At 69.9% G+C, this 18393-nt stretch carries 8 protein-coding genes; 7 read left to right on the forward strand and 1 reads right to left on the reverse strand.

Going from position 1 to position 18393, the window contains the following annotated elements; all coding sequences use genetic code 11:
* Positions 1-95: 95 nt before the first annotated feature.
* From VHAB30_RS05660 to VHAB30_RS05690, 7 genes are all read left to right on the forward strand, one after another.
* The gene (locus tag VHAB30_RS05660) at positions 96-11846 is read left to right on the forward strand and encodes a filamentous hemagglutinin family protein (RefSeq protein ID WP_159276115.1); all 11751 of its coding nucleotides are present in this window, start codon (positions 96-98) and stop codon (positions 11844-11846) included.
* A gap of 52 nt (positions 11847-11898) precedes the next feature.
* On the forward strand, positions 11899-12513 hold the full coding sequence (locus VHAB30_RS05665; RefSeq protein WP_216850697.1) for an RNA polymerase sigma factor: 615 nt from the start codon (positions 11899-11901) through the stop codon (positions 12511-12513).
* Between the two features lie 276 nt (positions 12514-12789).
* The gene (locus VHAB30_RS05670; RefSeq protein WP_159276117.1) at positions 12790-14013 is read left to right on the forward strand and encodes a CaiB/BaiF CoA transferase family protein; all 1224 of its coding nucleotides are present in this window, start codon (positions 12790-12792) and stop codon (positions 14011-14013) included.
* Between the two features lie 82 nt (positions 14014-14095).
* Positions 14096-14518: a hotdog family protein gene (locus tag VHAB30_RS05675; RefSeq protein ID WP_159278280.1), complete on the forward strand. Its 423-nt coding sequence runs from the start codon at positions 14096-14098 to the stop codon at positions 14516-14518.
* A 1-nt stretch (position 14519) separates the two neighbouring features.
* Positions 14520-15323 (forward strand): crotonase/enoyl-CoA hydratase family protein, encoded by an 804-nt coding sequence (locus VHAB30_RS05680; RefSeq protein ID WP_159276118.1) that lies wholly within the window; start codon positions 14520-14522, stop codon positions 15321-15323.
* Between the two features lie 15 nt (positions 15324-15338).
* Positions 15339-16319, forward strand: a complete 981-nt coding sequence (locus tag VHAB30_RS05685; protein ID WP_159276119.1) for a tripartite tricarboxylate transporter substrate binding protein — start codon at positions 15339-15341, stop codon at positions 16317-16319.
* A 60-nt stretch (positions 16320-16379) separates the two neighbouring features.
* Complete coding sequence (locus VHAB30_RS05690) at positions 16380-17351, forward strand: Bug family tripartite tricarboxylate transporter substrate binding protein (RefSeq protein ID WP_159276120.1); 972 nt, start codon at positions 16380-16382, stop codon at positions 17349-17351.
* Here VHAB30_RS05690 and VHAB30_RS05695 read toward each other — a convergent pair.
* Positions 17339-18262 carry a LysR family transcriptional regulator gene (locus tag VHAB30_RS05695; protein ID WP_062474040.1) on the reverse strand — a complete coding sequence of 308 codons (924 nt, stop codon included), beginning with the start codon at positions 18260-18262 and terminating at the stop codon, positions 17339-17341. The genes VHAB30_RS05690 and VHAB30_RS05695 overlap by 13 nt on opposite strands.
* Positions 18263-18393 lie beyond the last annotated feature (131 nt).

Genomic DNA, 18393 nt, shown 5'->3' on the forward strand with positions numbered 1-18393 from the left:
TTTCGATCGCCATCGCAGGGGCTTCTTGAATGGGGTTGGCCTGCGCGACGCGCGCAGCCCCTTCGGCACAGGCTTTACTTCGGCGGGAACGAGAAATGACCATCAGTGGGTGCAACGAAAAGAAGCGACCGGCGCGCGCGGCGCAACAGGTTTTCAGGAGGGCGCCCCTCGCGCGGGCCATCGCGGTGGCGCTGGCTGCCGGTGGGGTCCTCGGCAGCGCGCACGCCCAGCGGGCGTTCAGCCCGGCGTGGTTCGCCGACAAGGGCGCGGCGCAGGCGGGCGCGATCGCCACGGGCAAGCTGCCGAACGGCGCGCCGGCGTCCAGCCTGGTCCACCCGACGCAGCCGTCGTCGGCGGCGAGCCAGCAGCTGCAAACGTCCATCACCAACCTGAACCTGGCCGCGCGCGCGATCGCCGCGCAGCAGGCACAGCAGACACAGAAGCGGGCCGAGGCGCTGGCCAGCGGCGAGTCCGCGCCGGACGGCCTGGCCGAAGGCGGCCTGAAGGTCGACACGAATTCGCTGACCGCCGGCTGGCTCAACGCCAGGGACCCCGTGCAGGCCGCAGCGAACGGCAGGACCACGGTCACCATCGAGCAGACCGCCGACAAGGCCATCCTGAACTGGGAGACCTTCAACGTCGGCAAGAACACGACGGTGAAGTTCGACCAGCGTGCAGGCACCCACGCCAAGACCGGCGCCAACGAGTGGATCGCGCTCAACCGCATCAACGACCCCAGCGGCCGACCCAGCCAGATCGCCGGCCGCATCGAGGCCGAGGGCAGCGTCTACCTCATCAATCGCAACGGCATCCTGTTCACCGGCAGCAGCCAGGTCAACGTGCGCAACCTGGTCGCCTCCAGCCTGAAGCTCAGCGACGAACAGTTCAAGGTTGGTCTCAACACGCGCCTGGGCGCGAAATCGGGTGACCCCGGTTACTGGAGCGGCCTCGAGGTGGGCGTCGGGATTCCCACCTTCGGCGAGAACTCCAAGCAGATGCCGGCCGATTCGAACGTGCAGTTCGCCGACATGGGCCCGGCCTTCGATCCGGGCAAGCCGCCGGGCGACGTGAAGGTGCTGGCCGGTGCGCAGATCACGGGCCAGGGGGGGCACGTGCTGATGTTCGCACCCAAGGTCAGCAATGCGGGCAGCATCCGCACGCCGAGCGGCCAGACGCTGCTGGGCGCCGGCGAGAACGTGTGGCTGGAAGCCAAGGAGATCAGCCCCACCGTGCGCGGCTTCGATGCCGTCACCTCGTCGGTGCGGCCCTGGCTCTTTCCGGCCAAGTTCCTGATCAATCCGCAGACGGCGCCCGCCTTCCAGCCCTATCTCATCGGGCGCATCGTGTCCGACATCCTGCCGCTGATGGAGCAGCGCGCGGCCCAGGTCGGCTACAGCGTGCACAACACCGGCATCGTCCAGGCCGATCACGGCGACATCACCATGGTGTCGCGCGAGATCCACCAGGGCGGCATCCTGCAAGCCAGCACCGCGCTGAACAACCGCACGGGCTCCATCCGCCTGCGCGCCTGGGGCCAGGGCGTGCACAACATCGACATCAACCTGGCGGCCGACGTCCCGCGCCTGACGGCCTGGTCGGGCGGCACGCTGACCCTGGGGCCGGACAGCATCACCCAGGTCGTCAACGACTGGCAGGACACCACGCGGATCGAAAGCGGCTCGCTGGCCAACCGCTACCAGCCCGGGCGCATCGAGCTCTACGGCAAGACGATCGACGTGCAGACCCGTGCCCAGGTCACCGCCGCCGCGGGCCACATCGACATCCAGGCCCAGGCCAACCCGGCGGCCCTGCAGCGCAACACCCAGGTGGGCGACGGCAGCCGCATCCTCATCGGTGAGCACGCCACCGTCAGCACCGCGGGTCTGATGCAGATGCCGGTGGACATGGCCAGCAACTTCGTCGAGGCCGAACTGCGCATCAACGAACTGCGCGACTCCCACCTGCAGGCGAACACCTGGCTGTACGGCCGGAAGGTCATCGTGGATCGACGCCGGTCGGGTGCCTTCAAGGGGCTGATGGCGGGCGTCGAATGGGTCACCGACGAGTCCGGCAAGGCGCTCAAGGGCGTCTGGGTCGGCACCCCGCTGGCGGACGTGACGGGCTGGGTGGGCAACGGCCTGGTCGGCCTGTCCGAGCTGGCGGCGCGAGGCGGCGACATCACCATCCAGTCCAATGGCTCGGTGATCACGCGGCCGGGCTCCATCCTGGATGTGTCCGGCGGCTCGGTGCGCTACAGCGACGGCTGGAACACGGAAACCCTGCTGCGCGGCGCGGACGGGCGCACCTACACCATGTCGTCCGCGCCGGCGGACATGACCTACACGGGCATCGCCGGCCAGTACCTGCACGCGCATGCGCGCTGGGGCGTCACGCAGACCTATGTCAATCCGATGCTGTCGGGGCGGCGCTGGGAGCCGGGCTACGAAGAAGGCCGCAATGCCGGTTCGATCGACATCCGTGCCGGCAGCGCCTTCATCCTGGAGGGCGAGTTCAGGGGCTCGGTGCAGCCTGGCGACCGGGTGCAGGAAGTGGCCGAGCTGCCTCGGGCCGGCCGCCTCACGGTGGGCTCCAACCGGGCGCAAGAGGGCATGTGGACCCTCGGCCAGGTCGTCATCAGCGACAAGCCCGCGTTGCTGCCGGCGGGTTTCAGCATCGACAGCCCGCTGGGCAAGGACGCCTTCCTGACCGAGCCGGAAGGGCAATCTCCCGGCTCTGGCGCGGGCGTGGGCCGCACCACCTGGCTGTCCGCTGCAGGGCTGAGCCATTCAGGCCTGGGCGCCATCGAGTTGAACCTCAACACCGGCTTCGTGCTGGAAGACAACGCGGTGGTGACTCTGCAGCCGGGGGCGCGCTTCACGGCCGCGGTCTACGACGGCCAGGGCATCCCCGGCAACTTCGACATCCAGGGCAAGCTCATCGCCCCGGGCGGCTCCATTGCCCTGAGCGCCGGCGGCAAGGCGGACAGCGTGCTGCGCCTGGGTGCGAACAGCCTGCTGAGCGTCGCGGGCCAGTGGGTCAACGACACCGGCAGCGGCGTCACGCTGGGCCGCGCCATCCACGGAGGCTCGATCGCACTGGGGACCCCGATGAAGGAGGGCCTGGGCACGGTGTACGGCAACGTGGAGGTGGCCGCCGGCGCGGCGCTGGACGTGTCCGGCGGCGGCTGGCTGTCCGGTGTCACGGCGGGCGGCAAGGCCGGCAAGGTGAAGGCCGGCAACGGCGGGGCCATCAGCCTGACGGCGTTCGACAACACGGCGCTCGAGACGCTGGACCTGCGCGGCTGGGCGGGGGGCGATGCGTCCCGGCTCACGCTCACGGCGATCGGCGACGTGCAGGTGGGCGGCGCCGCGCCCGCGGCCGAAGCCACGGGCGGCAAGGCATCGGGCGCGGCCAAGCCGTTGCACCTGCCGCAGACCCTGTACGCCGAGCGCGGCTTCGGCACGATCGGCATCCGTTCGCTCGGCGGGGACGTCGTGGTCGCAGAAGGTGCACAGGTGCACATCCAGCCCACGAGCTGGGACATGCCCGCCGCGATATCGACGCTGCGCACGCTGCCCAGCGGCAGCGCATTGGGCGAGGTGCTGGCCCCCAAGGCACTGGACGAGTTGAGCGAACAGCGCCGCGCCGCGCGCGCGCCCGGTGGCCTGTCGCTGGCGACCGGCGCGACCGGTGGCGGCATCCGCATCGACGCGAACGCCAGCATCCAGACAGAACCCGGCGGCGCGATCTCGCTGGACGCGGACGGGTCCGGGCAGGCTTCCGTGCGGGTGGCAGGCCGCCTTCAGGCGCCGGCCGGGACGCTGAACATCCGCGCCAAGAACACCTTGACGCTGGCCGATGGGGCCGAGTTGCTGCTGCCCGGCGTGGCGCAGATCTTCCACGACCCGGCCATGCGCCTGCCCCAGGGCAAGGTGCTGCCGGGCGGCACGGTCACACTGAGCGCCGGCACGCTGGACGCGCAGGCCGGTGCGCTGATCGACGTGTCGGGCGCGCGGGGCACGGTGGCGTATTGGGACCGCGGCACGGGCGCGCTCGGTGCCCTGCGGCGCGTGGAACAGGAACTGGGCAGCAATGGCGGCGCGGTCGTGATGGAGGCCGCGGCCGGCGGCGCCATGAATGCCAGGCTGCGCGCCCACGGCGGCAATGCCCAGGCGGCGGGCGGGTCCTTGTCCATCACGGACACCAGCGCGGCCGGGCGTGCGTCGGGGGACCTGGTGGCGCCGGACATCGGCTCCTTCCTGTACTACAAGAGCCCCACCGGCACGTACACGTTCAACGGTGAAAAGTACGCGCGGATCATCGGCACCAGCGGCAACCTCGACGTGCGCGACGAGTACGCCGGCGACGTCAAGATGAACAGCGCCATGCGCACCGCGATCAACACCACGCTGCCGACGTCGGTGTCCAGCAGCAAGGGGCTCGTCCTCGACGCGGGTGCGGCGCTTGCCGCAGGGCCGGGCGCCGACAGGGCGCCGTGGGAGCACGACGCGAGCATCGACAAGCGGGTGGTCGAACTGCTCAACAAGTATTTCTGGAGCGGCACCGGAACGGCGCTGAGCCACAAGATCAATATCGGCAACATCGCCACCTCGGACGGCACCCTGCACGTGTCGGCGAAGGCGCTGCAGGACACGGGCTTGTCGGCGGTCGACCTGCGTTCCACGCAGGTGGGCGTGCAGCTGGCCGGTGGCGTCGACCTGAGCGTCGCCGGTCGCCTGGGCATCACCGCCCCGGTCATCCAGAGCGACGGGCTGGGCGGCGTGGTGCGCTTGCATGCCCACCATCTGCAACTGAATCCACTGACAGGTGCGGTGGGCGCGGTCGGTGCGGTCGGCGCCACGGCCCGCAATGCGGGCGAACTGATCCTGTCGGCCAGCCAGGCCATCGACATCGCAGGCAGGGGGGCGAAGGGCGAGTCGGCGTTGCCCGTCGACGTCAAGCTGCGCGGGTTCGAACGCACGGTGCTGGACACCGGCGACCTGCGCTTCGTGGCGGGCGCCTACAGCGAAGGCGGCACCGACTACGACGACCCGCAGCTGCGGGCCACGCTGGACGTGGGTGGCGCGCTGGAGATCAAGGCCGCGCAGGTCTACCCGGCCACCGCTGTCACGGCGCGCATCAACTCGGACCAGGCCATCGCCGTGCGCGGCAACGGGAGCGCCGCGGCGCCTCTGTCGGCCGGCGGCAGCCTGACGCTGAACGCGCCCGTCATCGAGCAGGACGGCGTGCTGCGCGCGCCCTTCGGGCAGATTGCGCTGAATGCCAGCGAGCGCCTGACGCTGGGCACGAACAGCCTGACCTCGGTGTCCGGTGCGGGCCTGGATGTGCTCTACGGCAGCCTGCGCAACGCCGAATACTGGCTGGACCCGGCCAACCCGCAGGGCCGCAATCGCGCCAATGCCGGCGATGCCTCGTCCCTGGACGAAAACCGCTACCTGTCGTCCCTGCCGGAAAAGCGCGTGCTCCTGCAAGCACCCGATGTGGCCATGGCCGCGGGCGCGGTGGTGGACATCGCGGGCGGCGGCGACCTGCATGCGTGGGAGCACGTGCCCGGCTCGGGCGGCTCGCACGACGTGCTGACGCTGCCCGGCATGTACGCGGTGCTGCCGGGCTACCAGGGCCTGTCGCCCGTGGCGGGCGGTGCGGCGGGCCAGAAGGTCTGGCTGGCCGGCGGAGGCCTGGGCGCTGGCTGGTACACGCTCCTGCCGGCACGCTATGCGCTGCTGCCCGGCGCCTTCGCGGTGCAGAGCACGGGCCAGGCCTTGCCGGCGTGGGCCGCGTCCCGTGGCGAGGTGGTCAGCCTGCGCGACGGCTCGACGATCGTGGCCGGGCGGGAACAGAACACGGTCAGTGGCGCGCGCGATGCCACGGCCTCGGGCTGGCGCGTGCTGCCCGCCAGCCTGGTGCGCAAGGTCAGTGAATACAACGAAGCGCGGGGCAACGCCTTCTTCTCGTCGGATGCGTTCAAGCTGACGCAATACCGCCTCACAGGGCAGGACGTCGTGACCCCGCGCCTGGCGCGCGATGGCGGCGCCGTGGTGTTCAAGGCCGACCGCGCCCTGACGCTGGACGGCGAGCTGCGCGCGCAACCCGATGCGGGCGGGCGCGGCAGCCTGGTGGACATTGCCGCCGCCAAGATCGCCATCGTCGGCGCGGGGCAGGACAGCAGCGACCTGCGCGCCGACGGCTACCTGGTCGTGGATGCCGGCAGCCTGACGCGCTTCGGCGCGGGCAGCCTGCTGGTGGGCGGCACGCGCACGGGCAATGTGCGCGGCCTCCAGGTGGACGTGGCCGCCAGCGACGTGGTGCTGCGCAACGCGGCAGGCACCGCGTTGAGCGGCCCGGAGGTGATCCTGGCCGCGGCGAATGCGGTGTCGATCGAGTCGGGCAGCGTGCTGCGCGCGCACGGCGCCGCGTCGGGCGACGAGGCGAACCTCGTGCTCAAGCCGCAGGTGGCGGCCGTGTGGAGCGACAACAACACGCCCAACGACACCAGCGACGACCACATCGTCACACCCTCCAAAGACTGGGGTGCGCTGGTGCGCGTGAGCAGCGGCCAGGCCGTGCGAGCGCTGCGCGAGAACGTGGACACCACCGTCGGCGGCCAGGTGCGCATCGGCGCCGGTGCGCTGCTGCAGGGCGACGAGGCGTTGCTGCTCGACGCCACCAACAACACCGAGATGGCCGCCGGCGCGCAGTTGTCGGGCAAGGCCTTGTCGGTGGCCGCGAGCCGCATCGGCATCGGCGGCGGCAGCGGCGGCCTGGTGCTGGACACCGACGCCCTGGCGCAGCTGTCGCGCGCGCAGTCATTGACGCTGCACAGCTACGGCAGCCTGGACTTCTATCGCTCGCTGGACATGCGCGGCCTGGCGCAGGTGGTGTTCGACGCCGCAGCCCTGCGGGGTCATGGCGCCGATGCCGTGCAGGTGCAGGCCTCCCACCTGACGCTGCAGAACACGGGCGCGTCGCTCGGCAGCGCGGGCACAGGCAGCGGTCGCCTCGCGCTGTCGGCCGGCGAGCTGGTGCTGGGCGCGGGCAACAAGACGATGTCCGGCTTCGACCAGGTGCTGCTGTCGGCCAGCCGGCGCATCGCCGGTGAAGGCACCGGAAGCCTGGACGCCGGTGCGGCGGCGCTGACGCTGCGCACGCCGGTGCTGCAAGGGGTGTCCGGCGCCGACCAGGCCCTGCGAACGCAGGGCCAACTGGTGTTGCAGCAGGACGCGCAGCTGGATGCGCAAGAGATGGCGTCACTGGGCCGCGCCAGCCTGGGCGCGCGTCTCAGCCTGTCGGGCCAGGGCGTGACCGTGGCGCTGCCGGTGCTCGCGCTGGGTGGCAGCATTGCGGTCGATGCCGGCACGGGCAACCTCACGGTTGCAGAGTCGGGCCGCCTGCACGCGGGGGGCCTGGAAAAAGTCTTCTTCGACGCGGCCCAGTACGTGGACGCGGGCCAGATCAGCCTGGCGACCCGGGGCGGCCTGATCGACCTGGCCCCGGGCAGCCTGCTGGACCTGTCTGCCCATCCGCACGGTGGCGACGCCGGCCGCCTGACGGTGGACGCATCGGACGGCGGACGGGTCCACTTCGGTGGCACGCTGCAAGCGCAGGCCGGTGCCGGCGGCAACGGCGGCAACTTTGCGCTGGCCATCGATCGGCTGGACGATTTCGGCGCGCTGGCGCGAACGCTCAACGATGCGGGCTTCAGCCGCTCGCGGCAGTTCCGCGTCCGCCAGGGCGACCTGACGATCGCGGGCACCACGCGGGTGGCCGACTTCGAAGTCATCACCGACCGCGGCGTGATTGCTGTCGACGGCACGGCGCGCGTCGAGGCCGACGCGGCCTACGGCGGCAGCATCCGCCTGGTCGGCGGGGCGGGGTTGACGATGCAGCCTGGCGCGGTGCTGGCGGCCCATGCCACCGACGCCATCGATGGCCTGGGCAGCAGCCGCATCGACCTGGAAGCGGTCGACGGCCAACTGCACCTGGCCGGCGGCACGCTGGACCTGAGCGGCGGCGAAGGCGGCAAGCTGCGACTGCGGGCGCAGCGCACCGCAGGCAACGACGGCCTGAACGTCACGGCGCTGAACGCCGCCGTACTGGGCGCGCGCTCCGCGGTGCTCGAAGGCGTGCGCCGCCATGCGAGCACGGATGGCACGGTGGAATCCGTGGCCCCGCAGGCGATCGCCGAGGCCAATGCCTTTGCAGGCCACACCGGCATCCTGGCGAGGCTGGGTGGCAACGCCGCCGCCTACACCTTGGCGGCGGGCATCGAGATCACCAGCCCGGGCGACCTGACGCTGGGCCGCGACTGGAACCTGTTCGACAGCTTCGGTGCGGCGCACCGCGAAGGCACGCTCACGCTGCGCGCCGGCGGCAACCTGAACATCGACGGCCATCTGAGCGACGGCTTCGACGTGGCGGGCCGCGACAACGGCGCGGGCCGGGCGGCGCGGCTGCAGCAGGCCGCGTCGTGGAACCTGCGCCTGGTGGCGGGCGCGGACCTGGGGTCGGTCGATGCACTGGCCACGCGGCCATCGGGCGCGCTTGCAGCCGACACCGGCACGATCCGCGTGGGCACGGCCGGCACCGAGTCGGGCGCCGGCAAGCTGGTGCGCACCGGCAGCGGCGACCTGACGGTACGCGCCGGGCGCGACCTCGTGCTGGCGCACAAGGAGTCCGCGCTGTACACCGCAGGCCGGGCCGAGGCCGATCCCACCTTGGGCGGCGGCTTCGACACCGCCAGCGTCGATGCCCAGTACGGCACCGCAGGTGGCCACGTGGATGTCGCGGTCCAGGGCAGCGTGCGTGCGCCCACCGCGCAGGGCGCGCGTTCGGACCAGATCCTGACCGAATGGCTGTTCCGCCAGGGCCGCTATGGCGGAGATCTCAGCAGTCCCACCGGCTACTACGACGCGTACAACATGGGCGAGAGCTGGGCGCCGGTCATGTCCGCCCGGGGCCAGCAACCGAGCTGGTGGGTGAACCACGCCAGCTTCCAGCAGGGCCTGGGCGCGCTGGGCGGCGGCAACGTGAAGCTGTCGGCGGGCGGCGACCTGGTGAACCTGGTGGTGGCCTTGCCCAGCACCATGCGCGTGACGGGCGGGCGTTCCGCTGGCGATGCCGCGGCCTCCACGGTGACCCGCAACGGCGGGCAGCTGCAGGTGGCGGCGGGCGGCACCCTGAAGGCCGGCCAGTACTACGTGGGCCGCGGCGCCGGCGAGATCGAAGCCGGCGCAAGCGCCTCCGGCTATGCCCTGACCGGCATCTCGAGCAGCTGGCCCAACACCGCCTATTCCTACGACATCGCGCCCGTGCTGGCGCTGTCGGACGCCACGCTCAAGCTGCAGACGCTGGGCGACCTGGTCCTGCAGACCGTGATCGACCCGATGCAGATACGCCGTGCCTACGTCGACCAGGCCGACCGGGACACCAGCGGCGCGTCCAGCCATGCGATGTTCATGAGCAGTCAGACAGAGCGCAGCGCCGTCAGCCTGGTGTCCACCGGCGGCAACGTGCGCCTGGTCAACCAGTCGGAATTCGTGGCAGGAAACGACACGGAGAACACCACCAGGCTGGTGAGCGGCATGACGGACACCAAGCTCCAGACGGACATGGTGGGCCTGTACCCGGCCAAGGTCAGCGTGTCGGCCCTGAGCGGCAACATCGACGTCGCGGGCCTGCTGGCGATGGCGCCGGCGAACAGCAGCGACCTGTCTTTGCTGGCCGCGAAAGACCTGCGCTTCCTGCGCGGCAGCAGCCTGCAGAACACGGGTGCCATCGTCATGACCCAGACCACGCTGGACAAGTGGCCGTCGATATTCCGGCCGTGGATGGGTTTCACGATCACGCTGGGCGGGGCATCGGCGTTCGGCGCGCCGCTGAAGTCGGTCTATGGCGGCTTCTCGGTGACGAACACGTTCCTGACCAACAGCCTCAATGGCATGGAGCTGTTCGACAACCCCGATGTGCTGCCGATGCAGGTGCATGACTTCACGCCCAGCCGCTTGTACGCGGCGACCGGTTCCATCAGCGACCTGAATCTGATCGCGTCGGAATCGGTGCACGTGCAGGCCGGCACCGACATCCGCAACTTCGAGCTCAGCGCGCGCAACCTGCGCCCCACCGACACCACCATGCTGGCGGCGGGCAACGACATCCTGGCTGTCGCCAACAGGCTCCTGTCGCACCGCTATGCGCGATACAGCGGCGACGCGGCGGCCTACTACTACGACAGGGGCAGCCGCACCGCGCTGCAAGGGCCGGGATCCCTGCTGCTGCTGGCCGGGCGCGACATCCAGGGCAACAACCTGTCGCTGTACACCAATGCCAATCGCTATTGGGACTACGTGTCGGCAACGCCGCTCGGCGAAGAATCGAACGTCATCAAGGCCCTGCCCGCCGAGGGCGCCGGCATCACCCTGATGGCCGGCATGAACAAGGCCGCCAGCTACGACGCCTTCGAGCGGGCCTACCTGAACCCGGCCAACGTGGCCGCCATGCCGGACTATCTGAAGACCACCCTGGCCGACGGCACCGTGGCGCCGCTGTACCTGAGCGACGGGGTGGAAAACCGCGGCGACCTGGCCAAGTTGGCGCGCCGGGGCCTGGTGTCCTTCGTGGAAGGCATGCTCGGTGCCGACAAGGTCGCCAGCCTCACCGGCACTGCGCACGGCAAGCTGAGCCCGCAGCAGGCGTGGGAGCAATACCGGCAACTGCCGCCCCTGGTGCGCGAGCAGTTCCTGCGCCAGGTCTTTGTCTACGAACTGCGCGAAGGAGGGCGCGACCAGAACGGGGGCGATGGGCAGAACGGCCCGATCAACGGCGGCTACCGTCGCGGCTCCGCGGCCATCGACACGCTGTTCCGCGGTGCGACGGCCGAAGGCCAGCCCGTTCGCTACGCCGCGGACCTGCCGGACAACTGGCGCAGCAGCTGGTCCGGCGTGGGCAGCATCGCCGCGACCCGGATGGCGGCGCGCACCCACCAGGGGGGCGACATCAACGTCTTCACCCCCGGCGGCGGCCTGCAGGTGGCGGGGCTGGGCGCGGTGGTGCCGGACGGATACGGCCTGGTGACGCTGGCCTCGCCGGGGCAGGTCAATGTGTTCACCGACCGGGACATCATCGTGAACCGTTCGCGCATCCTGTCCTTCGTCTCGCAGGCCGAGCCGCTGGGCAGCGACCAGGTGTTGTGGTCCAGCCAGGGCGACATCGACGCCGGCCGCGGCGCCAAGACCGTGCGCATTCCGCAGGCGCCGGAAGTCACGTCGGACGCAGACGGCAACATCACCGTGGAGGAAAAGCGCGACATGAGCGGCGCCGGCATCGGCACCGTGGGCGAAGGCGACGTGGACCTGGTCGCGCCCCGGGGCACCATCGATGCGGGCGATGCCGGCATCCGGGTCGCGAGCAACCTCAACATTGCCGCACTGCAGGTGCGCAACGCCGACAACATCCAGGTCAAGGGCGAAACGACCGGGCTGCCGGTGGTGGCCGCGGTGAACATCGGGGCACTGACCACCGCCAGCGCGGCGGCGTCGGCGGCGGCCATGGCGGCGCAGGAGTCCATGCGCCAGGAGCGGGCCGCGGCACGGCAGAACCTGCCCTCGGTCTTCACGGTGCGGGTGCTGGGCTTCGGCAACGAAAGCCTGCCGTCGGGCGGTGCGGGTGCATCGTCGCCGCCACGCCCCGGCGCGCAAGCGGGTGCTGCGCCTCGGTACGACCCTGCCAATCCTGTGCAGGTCTTTGGGCACGGCAACCAGTTCGACGCGTCGGTGATGTCGTTGCTGACCGACGCCGAGAAGACCAGGTTGCGCCATGCCGGCAAGTAAGACGATGTCCGCGGCTGAGTTCGATCCCGGTCCTTGTTTTCAAGGGCCATTCATGGGTCACGGCGAGCCCGCCGGCGTGGCGCTGCGGGCGTTCCTGACGGCGAACTACGCGTACCTGCATCGCCGCTTGGCCCGCGATCTCGGCTGTTCCGACCAGGCCAGCGAGTGCCTGCACGACGCCTGGCTGCGCCTGGGCGACATGACGGCATCGGAGCCCGTGCGCAGTCCCGGGGCCTATGTCTATCGAACGGCGCGCAACCTGGCGATGGATCGCCTGCGCAGCGATCGGTCCTGGCAGTACGTGGGCGAATGGGATACGGCCCTCGATCTCCTGGCCGATCACGCGCCCGGCCCCGATGCCATCGTCGAGGCACGTTCGGCCGTGGAGGCCGTGGAGCAGGCGATGCAGCGGCTTTCGCATCGGCATCGTTCGGTGCTCGTGGCACTGCAGATCGAGGAGATGACCCGCCAGGACGTGGCAGACCGGCATTGCATCTCCTTGCGCCGGGTGGACACAGCACTTCGCCAGGCCCTGGACTACTGCGCGCATGCGTCCGGTCACACCGTGCGGGCGGAAGGCGCTTCGCCCCGGCGGGGTCTTTCGCGGCGATGGCAGGAGAAAGTCGTCGCGCCGATGCGCGCCGGCGCGCAGCGCGCGGAGAAATGAAATCCCGCCTGCGGGCGGCGCCGGACCGGTAGCAACTTGCTGCTGCCGATCTCGCCGGCGTTCGGGTGGGAGCGGTTGCGGGACGCACGATCTGTCCGATCAAGCACCCGATACCCAACGCGTATCGCCCGACATGAAGACGGTATTTCACGGCCAACACCGGTTCCCCTAGCATCGTTCCAACGACACGGGAGACCGAATGGACACAAGGACAGAAGCGGCGGGTCGCTTCCTTTCGCGCACTGCGCTACCGGCTTCGAAAAGCCAGGGGGCCCCATGAGCGGACCTCTCGACGGTGTGCGCATCATCGACATGACCGCGGTGCTGATGGGGCCCTATGCCACCCAGATCCTCGGCGACCTGGGCGCCGACGTCATCAAGATCGAGTCGCCCGGCGGCGACACGGTGCGCGACATCGGGCCCGGCCGCCATCCCGGCATGGGCGGCATCTTCCTGCACGCCAATCGCAGCAAGCGCAGCGTGGTGCTGGACCTCAAGCAACCCGATGGCCGCGAGGCGCTGTTGCGGCTCGCCGCCGATGCCGACGTGCTCATCTACAACGTCCGGCCGCAGGCCATGGCGCGCCTGGGGCTGGATTACGCCGCCATTGCTGCCGTCAATCCGCGCATCCTGTATGTCGGCGTGTACGGCTATGGGCAAGACGGGCCCTATGCGGCCAAGCCCGCCTATGACGACCTGATCCAGGGCGCGGCCGCGATTCCCACCTTGGGCGTGCGCGCGGGCGCCGACGTGCCGCGCTACGTGCCCAGTGCCATGGTCGACCGCATCGTGGGCATGAGCGCGGCCAACGCCGTGTCGGCGGGGCTCTTCCACCGCGAGCGCACGGGCAGGGGGCAATCGATCGACGTGCCCATGTTCGAGACCATGGCGCAGTTCGTTCTCGGCGACCACATGGGCGGCTGCACCTTCGAGCCGCCGATCGGGCCTGCCGGCTATGCGCGGCTGCTCAACGAGCACCGCCGTCCCTATGCCACGCTGGACGGCCATCTGTGCGTGCTGATCTACAACGACAAGCAGTGGAAGACCTTCTTCGGCCTGATCGGCAAGTCGCAGGAGATGGAGGCCGATCCGCGCTTCAGCACCATCGGCCGGCGCACCGAGAACATCGGCGAGCTGTACCAGCTGGTGGGCCAGGTGATGAAGACCCGCACATCGGCCGACTGGACCGCACGGCTCGAAGCCGCGGACATCCCGGTCATGCCAATGCACACCCTCGAGTCGCTGATGGACGACCCGCATCTCAAGGCCGTGGGCTTCTTCGAAACCGTGGAACACCCCAGCGAAGGGCGCCTGCGCGCCATGGCGATCGCGACGCGGTGGTCCGATTCGCCCCCCACGGTGGTGCGCCAGGCGCCCCGGCTCGGAGAGCACAGCGCCGAGGTGCTGGCCGAGGCCGGCTACAGCGCGGCGCAGATCGAGGCACTGGCCGCACAGGGCGCCACCTTGTTGCCCGCCGAACTGATTTCCGAAGCGGACTGAACCGCCATCGCATGGACCTGAACGGAGCGCACCCTTGATCCAGCTGAACACCGGCTTCCATTTCGACGAACTGCCAACAGGCATGCGCTTTCGTTCCCGTGCCCGCACCGTGACCGAGGCGGACCTCGTGAGCTTCATCAACCTGAGCTGGCTGAACGAAGAACTGTTCACCGACACCAGCGACCGGGCGCACATGGCGATTGCGGGCCGGGTGGTGCCGGGTGCGCTGGTCCATGCCTTTGCCGAGGGGCTGATCACGCCGTCCATGCAGGGCACGGGCCTCGCGTTCCTGAATGCAGAGCTCGACATCGCCGCGCCGACCTTCGTGGGCGACACGATCCATGTCGAATGCGAAGTGATCGAGCGACGCCCCACCGCCAAGCCGGGACGCGGCCTCGTGCGCACCCGCAATTCGGTTCTCAACCAGGATGGCAAGACCGTCCTCACCTACACGCCGCTGCGCATGATGCGCATGAAGCCGGCAGACGAAAAGAAGGCGCACTGACATGGAAGACTTCCTCAAGATCGAACGCGACGGCGGCGTGGCCGTGGTGACGATGAACCGTCCGCAGACCCGCAATGCACTGTCCGACGCAGATGCCGTCGAGTCGCTGATCGCGCTGTGCGACACCGTCAACCGCGACCTGTCCGTGCGCGCCGTGGTGCTGACCGGTGCGGGCACGGCGTTCTCGTCGGGCGGCAACCTGAAGACCTTGCGCGACACCATCGGCAGCGGGCTCGGCGAAGCGGTGCACAGCCGCTATGCCTACCGCGACGGCATCCAGCGCCTGCCGCTGGCGTTGTGCAACCTCGAAGTGCCGACCATCGCGGCCGTCAACGGGCCGGCCTACGGCGCGGGCAGCGATCTGGCCTGCATGTGCGACATCCGCATCGCGTCCCGCACGGCCGTGTTCGCCGAAAGCTTCGTCAAGCTCGGGCTGATTCCGGGTGACGGCGGCGCGTGGCTGCTGCCCCGGGCGGTCGGCATGTCGCGCGCCTGCGAGATGGCCTTCACCGGCGATCCCATCGATGCCGCGCAGGCCCTGCAATGGGGGCTGGTCTCCGATGTGGTCGAGCCCGATGCGCTGATGCCCACCGCATTGCGGCTCGCGCAGCGCATCGCCAGCAATCCGTCGCACGCCCTGCGCATGACCAAGCGGCTGCTGCGCGAAGCACAGCATGCGCGGCTCGACACGGTGCTGGAGATGTCGGCGGGCTTCCAGGCGCTGGCCCACCACACCGCCGCGCACGAGTCCGCACTCGATGCTTTTCTCGATGCGGCGAAGGCCCGTGCCGCGGAACGCACCTGACAGCGGGGAATGAACATGTCCTTTCAACGGCGCCACATCCTTGCCGCTGCGGGTGCGCTCGCAGCGATGCCCCTGGCCCGCGCGGCCGATGAACCCAAAGCCTGGCCGCAGAAGCCGATCCGTCTGGTGCTGCCTTACGCTGCGGGCGGACCCACCGACGTCGTGGCACGCGCCATCGGGTTCAGGCTCTCGCAACTGCTGGGGCAGCCGGTGGTCGTCGACAACCGCACCGGCGCCAGCGGCAACATCGCGACCGAGTTCGTGGCCCGCTCGGCACCGGACGGCTACACGGTGCTGTACCACTCGTCGGGCCTGGCCATCAGCCCGGCGCTGCACAAGAACCTGCCCTACGACACGCTGCGCGATCTCGTGCCCGTGGCGCTGCCCGCGCTGATCCCGACCGTGCTCATGGCAAGCCCGAGCTTGCCCGTCGCCAACATCGAGGAGTTCGTGCAGTACATGAAGGCGCGGCCCGGCAAGCTCGCCTACGGCTCGGGCGGGCAGGGCAACGTCACGCACCTGGGTGTCGCGCTGTTCCTGCAGGCCCTGAAGCTCGATGCGATGCATGTGCCCTACAAGGGCACCGCACCCGCCATGGCAGACCTCATGAGCGGACAGACCCAGTTCCTGCTCGACGCCGTGAACTCGTCGCTGCCCTTCATCCGCGATGGCCGCGTGCGCGCGTTGGCTGTGGCCGGCAAGGCGCGCATCGGCGTGCTGCCCGGCGTGCCGGCGCTGGGCGAGTCGCTGATCCCGGGCTTCGATGCACCCACCTGGCACGGCTTGCTGGTGGCCAAGGGCACGCCGCCGGCCATCGTCAAGACGCTCAACGAAGCCGTCAACAAGGTGGTGGCCGACCCGGGCCTGCGCGGCCAGTTCGAGCCGCAGGGCGTGCTGCTCCAGGCTTCCACGCCCGAGCAGTTCGGCGCCTACCTGCGCGCGGAGCTCAAGCGCTGGGCCGGCGCGGTGCAGGCCGCGGGCATCGAGGCCGAATAAGAAGACAGGCATCGGACCCGCGATTGGCAGGCCGGACAACAACGACAAGGAACCAGAGACATGAAGACCCCTTTCCTCGCGCGCTGGCTGCTGGCGCTTTCATTGGGTTGCGCCGCCGCGCTGGCGACCGCGGCCGGGTATCCGGACAAGCCCGTCAAGATCATCGTGTCGCTGCCGCCCGGCAGTGGCGCCGACACCACCGCGCGCTTCCTGGCCCGGCACCTGAGCGAAAAACTCGGCCAGCCTTTCCTCGTCGACAACCGGCCCGGCGCCGACAGCTTCATTGCCGCGCGCGCCGTGGCCACCGCACCGGCCGACGGCTACACGATGTTCGTCGCCAGCAACTCGCCGATGGTGACCAACGTGGCCGTGTTCCGGCAGTTGCCTTACGACGCGGTGAAAGACTTCCAGCCGCTGGCGCGCATCGCCCGCTTTCCGATGGTGCTGGTCGTGCCCGCCAGCTCGCCCTTCAAGACCCTGCAAGACCTGGTGGTGGCTGCGCGCCAGGCGCCGGGCAAGCTCAACTTCGGCAGCGGCACCGCCACCTACCGCGTCGCGCTCGAACTGCTGCACGAGCGCAACCAGATCAAGGCCACGGCCGTGCCCTACAAGGGCACCTCGGCGGCCATGACCGACCTGGCCGGCGGCAACATCGACTACACGATGGCGGAGGTCAGCGCGGTGATGCCGCTGCTGCGCGGCGGCAAGGTGCGTGCGCTGGCCGTCGCCGCCAACGAACGCATCAAGGAACTGCCGCAGGTGCCGACCGTGAGCGAGAGCGGAACGCCCGGCTACGAGTCGTATGCCTGGACCGGCGTGTTCTTTCCCGCGGGCGTGCCCGAGCCCGTGCTCACCCGGGCGTCACAGGCCATCAAGGAGCTGATGGACAGCGACGAGGCCAGGACCTTCATCACCCTGCAGGGCGGGGCGGTGTTCTACGGCGCGCCGCAGGCCTTCGGCGAGTTTCAGCGGGCCGAGATCGAGAAGACCCGGCGCATCGTGAAGACCGCCAACATCGGCTACGAAGACTGAGCCGGTGGCTGCGTTGCAGAAGGCTGGACAGCAGCATGCGCCACCGCGATGAAATTGCGTGCGGCCGGCGTCAAGGCGTCGGGCAGCGTGGCCATCGCGATGCCCACGGTGTACTTGGAGGGCATGTCGGTCAGCGGGATCAGGCGCACGCCGTTGCTGGCGTAGCGCTGCACCACCGCCGGCACCAGCGCCATGCCGAGGCCGCTTTCCACCAGGCCGAGGATCGTCTGGACCTGCACCGCCTCCTGCGTGATGCGCGGCTGCACGCCGGCATCCTGGAACACCTGCATGGTCAGCACGTGCATGGTGGGCACCAGCGTGCGCGAGTACGCGATGAAGGGCTCGCCCTCCAGCTCGGCGATGGCGATCTCGCTGCGCTGCGCGAAGGCCGAATCGGCGCTCACGGCCAGCACCAGGTGGTCCAGCTGCAGCACCGTGAGTTCCGCGGCCGTCGGCGTCAGCACCGGATAGCGCACCAGCGCGAGGTCGAGCGAGTGGTCTTCGATGCGCCGCAGCAGATCGGTGGTGGTCGATTCCTCGATCTCCAGGTCCACGCGCGGGTACTGGCGGTGAAAGCTGCGCACGATCTGCGGCATCAGCGAATAGGTGGCCGAGCCGACGAAGCCGATGCGCAGCAGGCCCTCTTCGCCCGCCACACCGTCGCGGGCCGCGCGGCGGACCTCGTCGACGAAGAAGAGTGCGCGCTTGGCGTTCTGCAGCACGGCTTCGCCGGCGGCCGTGAGCCGCAGGCCGGTGGAGAGTCGGTCGAACAGGAGCACGCCGAGTTCTTCCTCGAGCTTCTTGATCGAGGTGGACAGCGGCGGCTGCGCCATGTGCAGCCGCTCTGCGGCGCGGTGAAAGTTGAGCGTCTCCGACAGGACGACGACCTGCCGCAGTTGGCGAAGCTCCATGGGGGCGAATGTCTCGGTGATTGCGGCAGTAACGGGTGGCCCGCTGCGGCTGCCAAACGGTGCAGGAGCCACGCGGATTATGGCGCTTGCACCCACCCGAACGAAGCGGGCAAAACCCGATGAAGCATCTG

The sequence above is a fragment of the Variovorax boronicumulans genome (genome assembly GCF_009811375.1).
In the GTDB taxonomy this organism is placed as follows: domain Bacteria; phylum Pseudomonadota; class Gammaproteobacteria; order Burkholderiales; family Burkholderiaceae_C; genus Variovorax; species Variovorax boronicumulans.